12 protein-coding genes and 1 riboswitch are annotated in these 13,888 nt (G+C 58.5%); of the genes, 3 read left to right on the top strand and 9 right to left on the bottom strand.

The window, feature by feature from the left end:
* The first annotated feature begins 19 nt into the window (after positions 1 to 19).
* From EH164_RS07905 to yegS, 3 genes are all read left to right on the top strand, one after another.
* Positions 20 to 751 (top strand): tetratricopeptide repeat protein, encoded by a 732-nt coding sequence (locus tag EH164_RS07905; protein ID WP_206430698.1) that lies wholly within the window; start codon positions 20 to 22, stop codon positions 749 to 751.
* Between the two features lie 117 nt (positions 752 to 868).
* Positions 869 to 2,230 carry a tRNA 5-hydroxyuridine modification protein YegQ gene (gene yegQ / locus EH164_RS07900; protein ID WP_023479137.1) on the top strand — a complete coding sequence of 454 codons (1,362 nt, stop codon included), beginning with the start codon at positions 869 to 871 and terminating at the stop codon, positions 2,228 to 2,230.
* Positions 2,231 to 2,481: 251 nt separating this feature from the next.
* Complete coding sequence (gene yegS, locus EH164_RS07895; RefSeq protein ID WP_124967853.1) at positions 2,482 to 3,384, top strand: lipid kinase YegS; 903 nt, start codon at positions 2,482 to 2,484, stop codon at positions 3,382 to 3,384.
* Positions 3,385 to 3,987: 603 nt separating this feature from the next.
* Here yegS and EH164_RS07890 read toward each other — a convergent pair.
* From EH164_RS07890 to thiM, 9 genes are all read right to left on the bottom strand, one after another.
* Positions 3,988 to 4,761 carry an ABC transporter ATP-binding protein gene (locus tag EH164_RS07890; protein ID WP_124967852.1) on the bottom strand — a complete coding sequence of 258 codons (774 nt, stop codon included), beginning with the start codon at positions 4,759 to 4,761 and terminating at the stop codon, positions 3,988 to 3,990.
* A 10-nt stretch (positions 4,762 to 4,771) separates the two neighbouring features.
* The gene (locus tag EH164_RS07885; protein WP_124967851.1) at positions 4,772 to 5,635 is read right to left on the bottom strand and encodes an ABC transporter ATP-binding protein; all 864 of its coding nucleotides are present in this window, start codon (positions 5,633 to 5,635) and stop codon (positions 4,772 to 4,774) included.
* A complete protein-coding gene (locus EH164_RS07880) occupies positions 5,607 to 6,512 on the bottom strand; it encodes an ABC transporter permease (protein WP_124967850.1) in 906 nt (301 codons plus the stop codon). Before EH164_RS07880 ends, EH164_RS07885 begins: the two co-directional genes overlap by 29 nt.
* On the bottom strand, positions 6,509 to 7,546 hold the full coding sequence (locus EH164_RS07875; RefSeq protein WP_124967849.1) for an ABC transporter permease: 1,038 nt from the start codon (positions 7,544 to 7,546) through the stop codon (positions 6,509 to 6,511). The genes EH164_RS07880 and EH164_RS07875 overlap by 4 nt, the downstream gene beginning before the upstream one ends.
* On the bottom strand, positions 7,543 to 9,171 hold the full coding sequence (locus EH164_RS07870; protein WP_124967848.1) for an ABC transporter substrate-binding protein: 1,629 nt from the start codon (positions 9,169 to 9,171) through the stop codon (positions 7,543 to 7,545). The genes EH164_RS07875 and EH164_RS07870 overlap by 4 nt, the downstream gene beginning before the upstream one ends.
* 98 nt (positions 9,172 to 9,269) lie before the next feature.
* Positions 9,270 to 10,424 (bottom strand): mandelate racemase family protein, encoded by a 1,155-nt coding sequence (locus tag EH164_RS07865; protein WP_124967847.1) that lies wholly within the window; start codon positions 10,422 to 10,424, stop codon positions 9,270 to 9,272.
* Between the two features lie 227 nt (positions 10,425 to 10,651).
* Positions 10,652 to 11,704 carry a class I fructose-bisphosphate aldolase gene (gene fbaB / locus EH164_RS07860; RefSeq protein WP_023478565.1) on the bottom strand — a complete coding sequence of 351 codons (1,053 nt, stop codon included), beginning with the start codon at positions 11,702 to 11,704 and terminating at the stop codon, positions 10,652 to 10,654.
* A 153-nt stretch (positions 11,705 to 11,857) separates the two neighbouring features.
* Positions 11,858 to 12,658, bottom strand: a complete 801-nt coding sequence (thiD, locus tag EH164_RS07855; protein WP_124967846.1) for a bifunctional hydroxymethylpyrimidine kinase/phosphomethylpyrimidine kinase — start codon at positions 12,656 to 12,658, stop codon at positions 11,858 to 11,860.
* Positions 12,658 to 13,440: a hydroxyethylthiazole kinase gene (thiM, locus tag EH164_RS07850; RefSeq protein ID WP_124967845.1), complete on the bottom strand. Its 783-nt coding sequence runs from the start codon at positions 13,438 to 13,440 to the stop codon at positions 12,658 to 12,660. Before thiM ends, thiD begins: the two co-directional genes overlap by 1 nt.
* Positions 13,441 to 13,475: 35 nt before the next feature.
* A riboswitch (TPP riboswitch) is annotated at positions 13,476 to 13,572 on the bottom strand.
* Positions 13,573 to 13,888 lie beyond the last annotated feature (316 nt).

Raw genomic sequence — 13,888 nt, 5'->3', positions numbered from 1 at the left:
CTCTTTTTATAAGGAAGGGATGGTGAGGAAATATACCTACGGCGCGCTGGCGCTGATATTCGCGGCCTTCGGGTGCCAGGCAGAGATTACCGAAGCGCAAATGAAGGCTGACTGCGCAAAAATCAGCAGCTATGCAAAACAGGGCGAGACCTTCTACAGCGCGAAAAACTACCCGAAAGCGCGTGAAGCCTTTGAGCAGCAGGCAGCGTGGCTTGAGCAGTGCGAGTTTGGCAAGAATGATCCCAATGATGTGCTGATCGCCACCGCCTACAATAACGTCGCGCTGACCTGGATCCGCCAGGGCGAATACCGCAAAGCGCAGGCGTGGCTGACCATCATGCCGGATGACGAGAAGTCGAAATATAACCTGTCGCGCATCCAGGACAAACTTGACGCGCTGCCGAAGCCGACCTCCCCTGCCGGTGAGTACTGGCAATATTCCGGACGCAGTGGTTTCCAGACCCTCAAGCTGACATCGCAGGGCAACGACACTTATAAAGCTGACTGGGAAGGTGCCTACTACGGTCTGATGGGGCTCTACTCCGGGCCGAATATCGGCGAGTTCAGTGAAAAAGTGACGCTGAAAGAGGGTAAAGGCGATATCGTCATTTCGGATTTAGGCACTACCTGTAAGATTTCGCTGGCGCTTTCGCCGGATGGAAAAAGTCTCGCTATGAAAACCGACAACATCGACAACTGCGCTTTTGGTCATAACGTCAGCGCCGACGGTACCTATCTGCGCGTCGACTGAGACGCCGGTTTACTCCCCCGGCGCGCAGCGCTACAATTCCCGCCCTAAATTCAGGGGAACTCCCCTGCCGCCCCATGAGAATGGGGCGATCTGACCTGTCATCAGAATGAGATCATCATGTTTAAACCGGAACTTCTCTCCCCGGCGGGAACGCTGAAAAATATGCGTTACGCTTTCGCTTACGGCGCGGATGCCGTTTACGCAGGCCAGCCGCGCTACTCGCTGCGCGTGCGTAATAACGAATTCAACCACGAAAATCTGCAGATCGGCATTAACGAAGCCCACGCGCTGGGTAAGCAGTTCTACGTGGTGGTGAATATCGCGCCGCATAACGCCAAGCTGAAAACCTTTATCCGCGATCTGCAACCGGTGGTGGAGATGGGGCCGGATGCGCTGATTATGTCCGATCCGGGGCTTATCATGATGGTTCGTGAACACTTCCCGCAGATGCCAATTCACCTTTCGGTGCAGGCGAATGCCGTCAACTGGGCGACGGTGAAGTTCTGGCAACAGATGGGGCTGACGCGCGTGATCCTCTCCCGCGAACTGTCGCTGGAAGAGATTGCCGAAATCCGCGCCCAGGTGCCGGAGATGGAGCTGGAGATCTTCGTTCATGGCGCGCTGTGCATGGCCTACTCCGGCCGCTGCCTGCTGTCGGGCTATATCAACAAACGCGATCCGAACCAGGGCACCTGCACCAACGCCTGCCGCTGGGAGTATAACGTCCAGGAAGGGAAAGAGGACGCGGTCGGTAACATCGTGCACGTTCACGAGCCAATCCCGGTACAGAACGTTGAGCCGACCCTCGGCGTTGGTGCGCCGACCGATAAGGTGTTTATGATTGAGGAGGCGCAGCGTCCGGGCGAGTATATGACCGCCTTTGAAGATGAGCACGGCACCTACATCATGAACTCCAAAGATCTGCGCGCGATTGCCCACGTTGAGCGCCTGACGCAGATGGGCGTGCACTCGCTGAAAATCGAAGGCCGCACCAAATCCTTCTACTACTGCGCGCGCACCGCGCAGGTCTACCGCAAAGCGATTGACGATGCCGCAGCGGGCAAACCGTTCGATACTTCACTGCTGGAGACGCTGGAAGGGCTGGCGCATCGCGGCTATACCGAAGGGTTCCTGCGCCGTCATACCCATGATGATTACCAGAATTACGACTACGGCTACTCGCTCTCTGAGCGCCAGCAGTTTGTCGGCGAGTTCACCGGCGAGCGCAAAGGCGATCTCGCGGCGGTGCGGGTGAAAAATAAGTTCTCCGTTGGCGACAGCCTTGAATTGATGACGCCGCAGGGCAACGTCAACTTTACGCTGGAGCAGATGGAGAGCGGCAAAGGCGAAGCGATGTCTGTGGCGCCGGGAGATGGTTATACCGTGTGGCTGCCGGTTCCCCAGGATATGCCTCTGGAGTACGCGCTGTTGATGCGCAATTTCACTGGTCAGACAACCAGAAACCCGCACGGAAAGTAATTTAGCGGGGTTATTTTTACGCTGCGAAGATTCTTAGAATCGGATCACACACCGCCACGTTTAATGCGGTTATTATGCACTCCGCTGAAAAAACATAACCCATAAATGCTGGCTGTACCAGGAACCACCTCCTTAGCCTGCGTAATCTCCCTTACGCAGGCTTATTTTTTTCTCCCTTTATCTGCTTTTTCCACGCCTTCGCTTTTCCTGAGATACACTTTCGTCATGGATTTTTTGTCAGGACGAAGAGAATGAGTACATTTCCCACAAGCTTATTGATCCTTAACGGCAAAAGCGCCGGTGACGAGCCGCTGCGCGAAGCGATAAATTTGCTGCGCGATGAGGGTATGGATATTCAGGTGCGCGTCACCTGGGAAAAAGGCGATGCCGCACGTTATGTGGCAGAAGCGCAGCAGCTTGGCGTCGCGACGGTGATTGCTGGCGGTGGCGATGGCACCATCAATGAAGTGGCGACCGCGCTGGTTAACTGCCCGGGAGAGAGTAAACCGGTGCTGGGTATTCTGCCCCTTGGTACCGCCAATGATTTCGCCACCAGTACTGCCATCCCGGAAGCGCTGGATAAGGCGCTACAGCTGGCGATTGTCGGTAAAGCAGTGCCGATTGATATTGCGAAAGTGAACAACGAGACCTGTTTTATCAATATGGCGACGGGCGGTTTTGGAACGCGCATTACCAGCGAAACGCCGGAAAAACTGAAAGCCGCGCTCGGCGGTGTCTCCTATCTGATCCACGGCCTGATGCGCATGGATATGCTGAAATCTGACCATTGTGTGATTCGCGGCGAGGATTTTCACTGGGAGGGAGATGCGCTGGTGATCGGTATTGGCAATGGTCGCCAGGCTGGCGGCGGCCAGCAGCTCTGCCCGGAGGCGCTGATTAATGATGGGCAGTTGCAGCTGCGGATTTTTACCGGGGATGAGATTATCCCTGCCCTCTTCACTACGCTGACCCAGCAGGAGGAGGATAATCCGCATATTATCGACGGTCACTCGGCGTGGTTTGAGATCACTGCTCCCCATGAAATGACCTTTAACCTCGACGGCGAACCGCTGCGCGGCGAGCATTTCCGCATGGAAGTGCTCCCCAATGCGTTGCAGTGCCGCCTGCCGCCGGATTGCCCGTTATTGCGATAGCATCTCGTAGGCCGGATAAGCGGTACGCGCCATCCGGCATTCTCTCCGCGGCACCGATTGCCGGATGGCGGCTACGCCTTATCCGGCCTACAAAAACGTGCTTTCAGCGACACCGACTTTGTTTTTATCTGCAATATGACAGCGACGGGGTTGTGTCCCCGCTGAAATCGACGAACCGAAGCGGGAATGACAAGGTCTGGACGCCATGGATGGCGGACAGAGGCGAACCGAGACAGGATGTCGAGTCGAGCCGGCCGCAGTCAGGCACGCGGGAGGTGAGCGCAGTGCGCAGCACCGATTTCCTCGCGGGGCCGCGGGGATTGACAAGGGGAGCGCGGCCGCTCCCCTTGTCCCGTTCACCGCACCGGTGATAAAAATATTTCGCCGCACACCTGGTGAACGGAACCCTTCCACCAAGGCAACATGCCGCCGCCAATGCCGGATGGCGAGTAAAACGCTTATCCGGCCTACGCCGTTTCAGCAACCCTGTACCCGTAGGCCGGATAAGGCTTAGCCGCCATCCGGCAATGGTGCCGCGGTGATAATGCCTGATGGCGCTACGCTTATCAGGCCTACGCCGTTCCAGCGGCTATATACCGGTGATCAATACGCCGCTACCTCGCGCGCCATCTCGCGGCTATATTGCTGGCTGGCATTCACCAGCATCCGCGTATAATCCGTTTGCGCCGCGCCGCTGACCAGCGCATCCACCGTTAAGGTTTCAAGGATTTTCCCATGCTGCATCACCGCCACTTTCTGGCAGAGATGGGCAATCACCCCCAGATCGTGCGTCACCATCAAATAGGTTAACTGCGACTCCTGATGCAGCGCCGCCAGCAGGTTGAGGATCTCCGCCTGCACCGAGACATCCAGCGCCGAGGTCGGCTCATCGAGCAGCAGCACGCGCGGCTCGAGAATCAGCGCCCGGGCAATCGCCACACGCTGACGCTGTCCGCCGGAGAGCTGATGCGGATAGCGCTCGCGAAAGGCGCGGCTTAAGCCGACTTTATCCAGCAGCGTGTTGATGCGCCGATCGCGATCGTTAATACCGTGGATTTGCAACGGCTCTTCGAGAATATCGCCGATGGTATGGCGCGGATGCAGCGAACCATAAGGGTCCTGAAACACCATCTGCACCAGCCGACAGCGCGGCCGGCTGAGGCGCTTCTCCAGCCGCTGACCGTTAATCGCCAGCTCGCCCTCCCAGTGGGTAAACAGCCCCGCCAGGCATTTCAGCACCGTGGTTTTACCCGAACCCGACTCGCCCACCAGGCCATAAATCTCCCCCGGCTGCACGGCAAACGTCACATCGCTCAACACCTGGTTGCGCTTCTCCCCTTCGCCAAACGTCAGGTTCAGGTGATTTACAGTAATCATATGGCTCTCCTCACTCGCCCAGCCAGCTGGCCTGACGCTGCAACACCGGCAGCACCGGGCGGCGGTTATGGATCTCCGGCAGGGCGTGAATCAACCCCTGCGTATAGGGGTGCTGCGCATTATCAAGATCTTTAGCGGCGATAGATTCCACCACGCGCCCGGCATACATCACCAGCACGCGATCGCAGAAGCTGCGCACCAGGTTGATATCGTGGCTGATAAAAATCAGCCCCAGCCCGCGCGATTTAACCAGATCGTCCAGTAGCCCCAGCACCTGCAAACGCACCGACACATCCAGTGCGGAGGTCGGTTCATCGGCAATCACCAGCTCCGGGTCGGTGATCAGCATCATGGCGATCATGATGCGCTGCCCCTGCCCGCCGGAAATCTCGTGAGGATAAAGATGATAGACCCGCTCCGGCTGGCGAATGCGCACCACATCGAGCATCTCCAGCACTTTGGCTTTCGCCGCCTTTTTCTGCCCCGGATGGTGAGTCAGCCAGGCTTCGGCAATCTGGTCGCCGACGCACACCACCGGGTTCAGGGAGTACTTCGGGTCCTGCATAATCATCGAGATACGTTTACCGCGCACCTGGCGCATCTGCGCCTCGGTAAGCTGTTGCAGATCGATATCGCCAAACTGCATACGCTCGGCGGTGATCCGCGCTTTCGCCGGGTGCAGGCGCAGCAGCGCCCGCCCGACGGTGGATTTACCGGAGCCGGATTCGCCGACAATCGCCAGCTTCTCCTGACCGAGGGTAAAAGAGACGCCGCGCACCGCGTGGGTGACCGCACCTGCGTTGACGAAATCGACGTGCAGGTTGCGCACATCGAGAAGCGGCGAGTTATTCGCTGCGGGGATCGAGGATGTCACGTAAGCCGTCTCCTAAGAAGTTAAACGCCAGGCTGTTGATCAAAATCGCCAGCCCCGGAATGGTCACTACCCACCAGCACTCCATCATGTAGGTGCGCCCGCTGGAGATCATCGCGCCCCACTCCGGATCAGGCGGCTGCGCGCCGAGGCCGAGAAACCCAAGCCCGGCGGCGGTGAGAATGATGCCCGCCATATTCATGGTGATACGGATAATCACCGACGGCAGGCAGAGCGGCACAATGTGTCGCCACAGCACGCGCACCGGCGAAGCGCCCTGCAAACGCACCGCTGAGATAAAATCGGCCTGGCGCAGCGACAGGGTTTCCGCCCGTGCCAGCCGCGCAATCGGCGGCCAGGCGGTGAGCGTAATGGCGATCACCACATGCTCAAGGCCGGGGCCGAGGGCGGCGACAAACGCCAGCGCCAGCACCAGGCTCGGAAAGGAGATAAAGATATCGGTGACGCGCATCAGCACCATATCGACTTTGCCGCCAAAGTAACCGGCGGTAACACCGAGCAGCAGGCCGAGCGGGCCGACGGTGACGGAGACCAGCAGCACGATATAGAGCGTAATGCGCGAGCCATAGACCAGGCGGCTGAAGATATCGCGCCCGAACTCATCGGTGCCGAACCAGTGGGCGGCACTCGGCGCGCTCAGGGCATTGTTGAGATCCATCACCAGCGGGTGGTAAGGGGCAATCAGCGGCGCGAAGATCGCCACAATCAGCAGCAGCAGGATAATACTGCCGCCGATAGCGGTGAGCGGGTTACGCGCCATTTTGCCAATAAACCCCGCCGTGCGCCCAAAGCCACGCCTGATGCGCTGGCTGCGCTCGCGGCGGGCGGCTGAAACAGGCGAATCAAATGAGACCGTCATGATTTCGTCCTCGGATCAAAGAGTTGATAAAGCATGTCGGAGAGCAGGTTCAGCAGCACGAAGATCACCCCCACCAGCAGCACGCAGCCCATCACCGCATTCATATCGCCGAGCAGCAGGCTGCCGGTGAGATAGGAGCCGAAACCGGGCCAGGAGAAGACCGTTTCAATCAACACCGCTCCTTCGAGCAGCGAGCCGTAGGCCAGCGCCACCACCGTTAACAGCTGAACAAGAATATTGCGAAAAGCGTGATTCCAGATAACCTGCCGCTCGGTCAGCCCTTTGACCCGCGCGGTGATGATGAACTCTTGCGAGAGCTGCGCCAGCATAAAGCTGCGCGTCATGCGGCTGATGTAGGCCAGCGAGTGAAAGCCGAGCAGCGAAGCGGGCAGCACCAGATGGTTGAGCGCGTTCCAGAATACCTGGCCATTGCCCGCCAGCAGCGCATCAACGGTAATCAAGCCGGTGCGACGCGGCACCAGGCCATCGAGCCCCAGATCGAGCCGCCCGGCACCGCCAACCCAGCCGAGCCAGGCGTAAAACAGCAGCAGCCCCATCATGCCGACCCAGAAAATCGGCGTGGAGTAACCGGCAAGGCTGATGATGCGCACCACGTAATCGGCCACGCTGTTGCGCCGGGCTGCCGCCAGCACGCCAAGGGGAATGCCCAGGCCGGCACCGACAATAATGGCGAAGGTCGCCAGCTCCAGCGTTGCCGGGAAGACGCGCAGAATATCGTCCAGCACCGGTTTGCCGGTCAGCAGCGCATTGCCCAAATTGCCGTGCAGCAGGTTGTTGAGGTAGATACCAAACTGCGTCATCAGGGACTGATCAAAGCCAAGCTGGTGGTAAACCTGCTGATAAGTGCTGTGATCGGCATCGGGACCGACAATCGCCAGCACCGGATCGACCGGCATCACGCGGCCAATAAAGAAGGTCAGCAACAGCAATCCGAACAGGGTGATCGCCACCTGGGTGAGGCGCGTCGAGACCCGCCGGGCCCGCGAGCCGCGGGCAAGCAGTAGCATACTCATGGTTTCTCTCCTTCAGCGCCGTCGCGTTTGTAGACCTCACGCAGAAAGGTGGTTGCCGATGGATGCGACTGGAAGTTTTTCACCTCATTGCGCACCACTACCGAATCGACCATTTGCGACAGCGGGATCAGCGCCGGGATCAACTGGTCATAACGCACCTGAATTTGCTGATAATCCGCCTTCTGTTTGTTCGGATCGCGCTCCAGCAACGCCTGGTCGATCATCTCGTTGAGCTGTTTATCGTAGAAACTGGTGCGCCAGCCCTGGAAGTTGGTCAGCCGGGCTTCATCGCTGTTATCGGGGTTATAAACCAGCGCACGCAGGCTGGAGTGCGGGTGCGGCTCAACGCCGCTGCCGCCGCGCCCGACCAGCATGTCGAACTTACGCTCGCGCATCGCGCCGTAGATCTGGTTACCGGTGCCGGTAATAATTTTGGCGTTGATCCCGGCCTGCATCAGCGTCGACTGCACGGCAATGGCGATATTGAGAAACGGCTGATCCGCCAGCACGCGCAGCGTGGTGTCAAAGCCCTGCGGGTAGCCCGCTTCCGCCAGCAGCTTTTTGGCGCGCGGAATATCGAGCCGGTAGCCGGGGTCCGGCAGCGTTGAGGGCATTCCCGCTTTGATCGGCCGCTGATGCAGCACGCCGTAGCCCGGCATCAGCGCGTTATTGATGCCCTGGTAATCAATCAGGTAGCGCACCGCTTCGCGCACTTTTGCATTGGCGAAGTGCGGCTCTTTCACGCTCATCGCCACGTAGTAGACCGTGCCCTTCTGCACCGCCTCGACGGTAACATTGGGGTCTTTTCGCAGCGCATTGATATCCGATACCGCCATGTTGTTGGCAATATCGAGATCCCCTTTCGCCAGCATCAGGCGCAGGGTTTGCGACTCCTGGAAATGGCGCAGCACCACGCGGCTCAGCTTTGGCTCTTCGCGCCAGTAGTGCGGGTTACGCTTCATGCGCAGCACATCTTTCGCCTGCCAGGTCTCGAGCATAAACGGCCCGGAGCCCGCTTCATTGGTGGTCAGCCAGCGGTTGCCCCAGTCGTTATTCACCGCATGCTGCTGCACGGTTTTGCTGTCGAGTACGCCCAGGTTGCCCAGCGCGCCGAGGGAGTAGAGCACCAGCTGCGGGTCGTTGGCTTTCGGCAGGGTGATTTTTACCGTGTAGGCATCCGGGGCGCTGATCTGCTGGTCGATATTCTTTTTGCTGAAACCGTAGGATTTCCACACCGAGGCCTGCGCGAGGTTAAGGTGCAACAGCCTGCGCATCGACCAGACCACATCCTCTGCGGTTAAAGGGTTGCCGGAGTGAAATTTCACGTCGTCGCGCAGATGAAAGGTCAGGCTTTTGCCATCCGGGCTGACGCTCCAGCTTTTCGCCAGCGCTGGTTTTACGTTAGTCAGCTCGTTAGGGTCCAGTTCCACCAGCGAGTCGTAGAGATTGACCACGATACCGACCACTTCATTGCCGGTCATCGCCGCCGGATCGAGGGTCAGCAGGTTGTTCATGTTCATGCCGATGATGAGCTGATCGGGCGGCGTTTTTGCCTCTGCCGCGCCGCTGCCCACCATCAACGAGAGCGCGAGTATGCACGCGCCCGCGAGGGAGTTTTTTTTCATCTATCTGTCGCCTGTAGGGTACGTTTTGCCGGCGGTGACAAGCACACAAACCGGCCCACGCGTCCCGAAAGTCAGTGCTCCCGGGTATTTTTTATTGTTCAGTCGTGGCTGACGGTGTTGGCTTCGATAAAGGCAAAGTTGATATCTTTCCCGAGTCCCGGGCGCTGCGGCAGATGCACAAAGCCCTCGTCATCCATCGGGTCGACGATGCTGTTGAGATAGGCGGCAGGCTGGTCGTAGTCGAGGAACGGGTGCAGCAGGCCGCGCTCATACCAGCGGCAGTTGCGGATCGCACCGATAACCGCAAGGCTCGCCGCACCGTTGCCGTGCACTTCGCAATCCATGCCGAAGGATTCGGCGAGGTTCGCCACTTTTAGCGTCGGCGAAATGCCGCCCACACCGTTTGCACCGGCGCGCAGGATGTCGCAGGCGCCCGCTTTCACCCAGTCAGCGCGGCTATGGTGTTTTCCACCAAGACTCTCCGGGCCGATAATCGGGATCGATAAATTCTCCGCCAGCCAGGCGTAAGAGGACATGCTCTCCTCCTCCATCGGCTCTTCAAACCAGGCGAAGTTCAGCTTCTCCAGCTCTTTGCCAATCCACAGCGCTTCGGTGCGGCTGTACCAGTGGTAGCCATCAATCATCAGATCGATATCGGGCCCGACCGCTTCACGCACCGCGGCGCAGGCTTTGATATCCATTTTCGGGTTCGGGGCAAACTTCACCGGCGGCATCCAGGTGTGCAGCTTGATCGCCTTATAACCGCGCGCCACCAGCGTTTCGGCAAAAGCCGCGTACTCTTCCGGCGTGGAGAGACCGCCTTCGAGATCGTCGCCGCACATGGTGCTGCCGTACGCCGGGACTTTATCGCGGTAGCCGCCGAGCAGTTTATAGACCGGCATATTGAGCTTGCGGCCAATCAAATCCCACAGCGCCTGCTCAACAAACGAGAGCGCGCGTTCGGTCAGCTGATGCGCGCTACCGCGCTGCCAGTGCACCAGATCCTGCCAGATGCGCTCACGGTTAAAGGGATCCTGGCCGACCATCACTTTGCGGAAGAATGCGGTGAGCACAAACGGACGCACTACTTCCGGCGGGGCGAATGAGTAACCGGTGCTGCCGTCGTCTGCGGTGATGGTTAACATCGCCATCTTCGCCTGCGTCTCCGGCCCGGGATGGGAGTGCCCGGCGCTGTCAGAGACCCGTCGCGTGGGGTGCTGAAAGACGGTGACGTTTACAGATTCAATTTTCATTCCGTATCCTTGAGTTTTGAAAAGCTGTTTCAGAACAAAATATATGCACAAAACCTGGTCACATCCTCGGACAAATAGCGCTAAGCAGCGACCATTTTTTGGGCATGCGCACAAGGATGCGTGATACTTTTCACAAAAGGTTACGGAAATGTGATCGGAGTCCGTGGGGGAAAGATGCGCAGGAGAGATAAAGCCCCCTTCCTGGCGGAAAGGGGCAACAACAGCGATCAGGCGATGGTGATCTTCTCGTCGAGATAGACATCCTGCACGGCATTAATCAGCTTCACGCCGTCGGCCATCGTTTTCTTGAACGCTTTACGCCCGAGGATCAACCCCATGCCGCCGGCACGTTTGTTGATCACCGCCGTGCGTACCGCCTCGGTGAGATCCGCCTCGCCGCCGGAAGCACCACCGGAGTTGATAAGCCCGGCGCGACCCATATAGCAGTTGGCTAACTGGTAGCGCACCAGATCGATCGGGTTGTCGCTGGTGAGCTTGCTGTAGACGCGCTCATCGGTATAGCCGAATTTCACCGCGTTATAGCCGCCGTTATTCTCCGCCATCTTCTGCTTCACGATATCCGCGCCGATGGTGGCAGCAATGTGGTTTGCCTGGCCGGTGAGATCCGCTGAAACATGGTAATCGACACCATCTTTCTTAAACGCGGAGTTGCGCAGATAGGCCCACAGTACCGTCACCATGCCCAGTTCGTGAGCGCGCTCAAAGGCGGTGGAGATCTCTTCAATCTGCCGACGGGATTCCGGCGAGCCAAAGTAGATAGTCGCACCGACCGCTACCGCACCCATATTGAACGCCTGCTCAACGCTGGCGTAGTAGGTCTGGTCATAGGTGGTCGGGTAGCTGAGGGTTTCGTTATGGTTGAGTTTCACGAGGAACGGAATGCGGTGGGCATAACGGCGAGAGACCGAAGCCAGCACGCCGTAAGTTGATGCCACACAGTTACAGCCTGCTTCAATCGCCAGCTCGACGATATTTTTCGGGTCAAAGTAGAGCGGATTGGCGGCAAACGACGCGCCTGCCGAGTGCTCAATCCCCTGATCGACCGGCAAAATGGAGAGATACCCCGTGCCTGCCAGCCGCCCGTGGTTGTAAAGGGTCTGCATATTTCGCAACACCGCAGGCGGGCGGTTGTTGTCGATCATCACGCGGTCGACGTAGTCGTGTCCGGGCAGATAGAGCTGGTCGGCAGGAATGGTCATGCAACGGTGTTGCAGAAGGCTGTCGGCGTCTTTGCCAAGTAACTGCACAATATCAGTCATTACAATGCTCCCGTAAGCTTGCGCTTCGCGAATTGGATTGTCCTTACCCACCTTGCCTGGCGATGGGCAAACTAAGCCTGGTACTCTGGCGTCAGAATGTCCACCGCCCGGCATTTTTTCAGCTTATTCTGCTGGCACGTTTCGGTTTCTGATTTACCACCAGTGATGGAAGTGGTGAACCGGGCCGATACCCTCTCCCACTTCAAGCGTATCGGCCTGTGCCAGCGCAGCGGTCAGCCACGTTTTCGCCTCTGCAACCGTTTCAGCCCAGCCGGTATGGCGCGGTCGCAGCGCAGCCAGCGCCGCCGAGAGCGTGCAGCCTGTGCCGTGAGTATTTTTTGTCACAATCCGCGCGGTAGTGAAGCGCTGCGCGCCATCGCGAGTAAAGAGCCAGTCGGGGCTTTCGGCGTCCTCCAGATGACCGCCCTTCATCAATACCGCTTCACAACCGAGCGCTAACAGGGCCTTGCCCTGCTCATGCATCTCGCGCTCGCTGCGCGCATGGGGCGCATCTAACAGCGCCGCCGCTTCCGGCAGATTGGGCGTGATAAGGGAAACCTGCGGCAGTAAATGCTGGCGCAGGGCGGCGACCGCCGCAGGGGATAACAGCGGATCGCCGCTTTTCGCCAGCATTACCGTATCCAGCACCACATTGCGCACCCGGTAATGCCGTAAACGCTCTGCCACCGCTTCCACAATATCGGTTTCCGCCAGCATGCCGATTTTGGTGGTGTCGATGCGCACATCGCTCAGCACGGAGTCCAGCTGGGCGGCAACAAAATCAGGCTCAATTCGGTACACCGACTGCACGCCACGGGTATTTTGCGCCACCAGCGCGGTGATCACCGAACAGCCATAAGCCCCCAGCGCCGAGAACGTTTTTAAATCCGCCTGGATCCCCGCCCCGCCGCTGGGGTCGGTGCCAGCAATGGTTAAGGCATTAATCCGTTTCATTACACCCCCTCCCCGTTTGCCGCCAGCGCATCAAGAAAGGCGGGGACGAAACTGCCAGGGCCCGCGCTCTGCTTCACCGCGCGGCTGCCCGCCAGCTTCATGATCCGGCAGGCCGAGGCGACATTGAGCAGTCGCTCGCCGGGCAACGCGCAACAGGCGGCCACCACGGCTGAGAGCGCGCAGCCGGTGCCAACCACGCGCGTCATCAACGGATCGCCGCCGCTGACGCTCAGGGTTTCTCTACCATTGGTGATGTAATCAATCTCGCCGGTGACGGCGACCACCGCACCGGTCTGTTGTGCCAGCTGCTTCGCCGCGGGTAATGCTGCCAGCGCGCTGTCGGTGGTGTCGACGCCGCGCCCGCCGCCCGGCATTCCGGCAAGGGCGAGGATTTCAGAGGCGTTGCCACGGATAGCGGCCGGTCGCAGGGAGAGGAGTTGCTGGCAGAAAACGGTGCGAAACGCGAGCGCGCCAACGGCAACAGGGTCGAGCGTCCAGGGCGTTTGCGCGCGGTTGGCGCTCTCAATTGCGGCGTGCATTGCCTCAGCGCGTTCGCGCGTCAGCGTGCCGACATTAATAAGCAAGGCATCAGCGATGGCGCTGAACTGCTGCGCCTCTTCACGATCGATTACCATAGCTGGTGAGGCGCCGAGCGAGAGCAACACGTTGGCGGTAAAGGTTTGTACGACGTCATTCGTCATACAGTGAACCAGGGGAGAGAGTGTACGGAGTTGTTGTAACGCGTGTGCAGAGTGCACAGGATCAAGCAGGTCAGGTTGCATCTTTTTTGCTCCTGCCCGGCGTGAAGAAGGGATGCCGGGCAGGCATCTGACTTCCCTACGCTGGCATTATCCAGATCAGGTGGTACGGGTATTTCTCAGCCTTCACGCAGAAGGGCACCCCGAGTCATATAGATTGAATCTCTTTACTTTTTGCCAGCTTAGGGTAAGTGGGTTGCTAACGCAAGCCCGCCCTTCCGGTTATCGCGTCTTCACGCTGTCCCCCACCTTGTACCTCAGTTTGTACCCCACTAAATTCACAACCATTGATCAAATACCAATCAACAAAACCAGTGTTAACACCTATGAATCACGTAAACGAAGTCACTTTAGCAGCATAAAATACCGCACAATTTATCAACTGTAAATTTAACCAGTAAACTGTGTTTTCATTATTGCAAAGCGAAGCGGTGAGAATTAGCATCAACACTACATGTTGTGTTTATTCATA

Origin of the sequence: Kosakonia sp. CCTCC M2018092, from assembly GCF_003864115.1 — a bacterium.
GTDB lineage: Bacteria > Pseudomonadota > Gammaproteobacteria > Enterobacterales > Enterobacteriaceae > Kosakonia > Kosakonia cowanii.
Note: the sequence above shows the minus strand (reverse complement) of the source record. Positions and strands in the feature narration are given on the sequence as shown.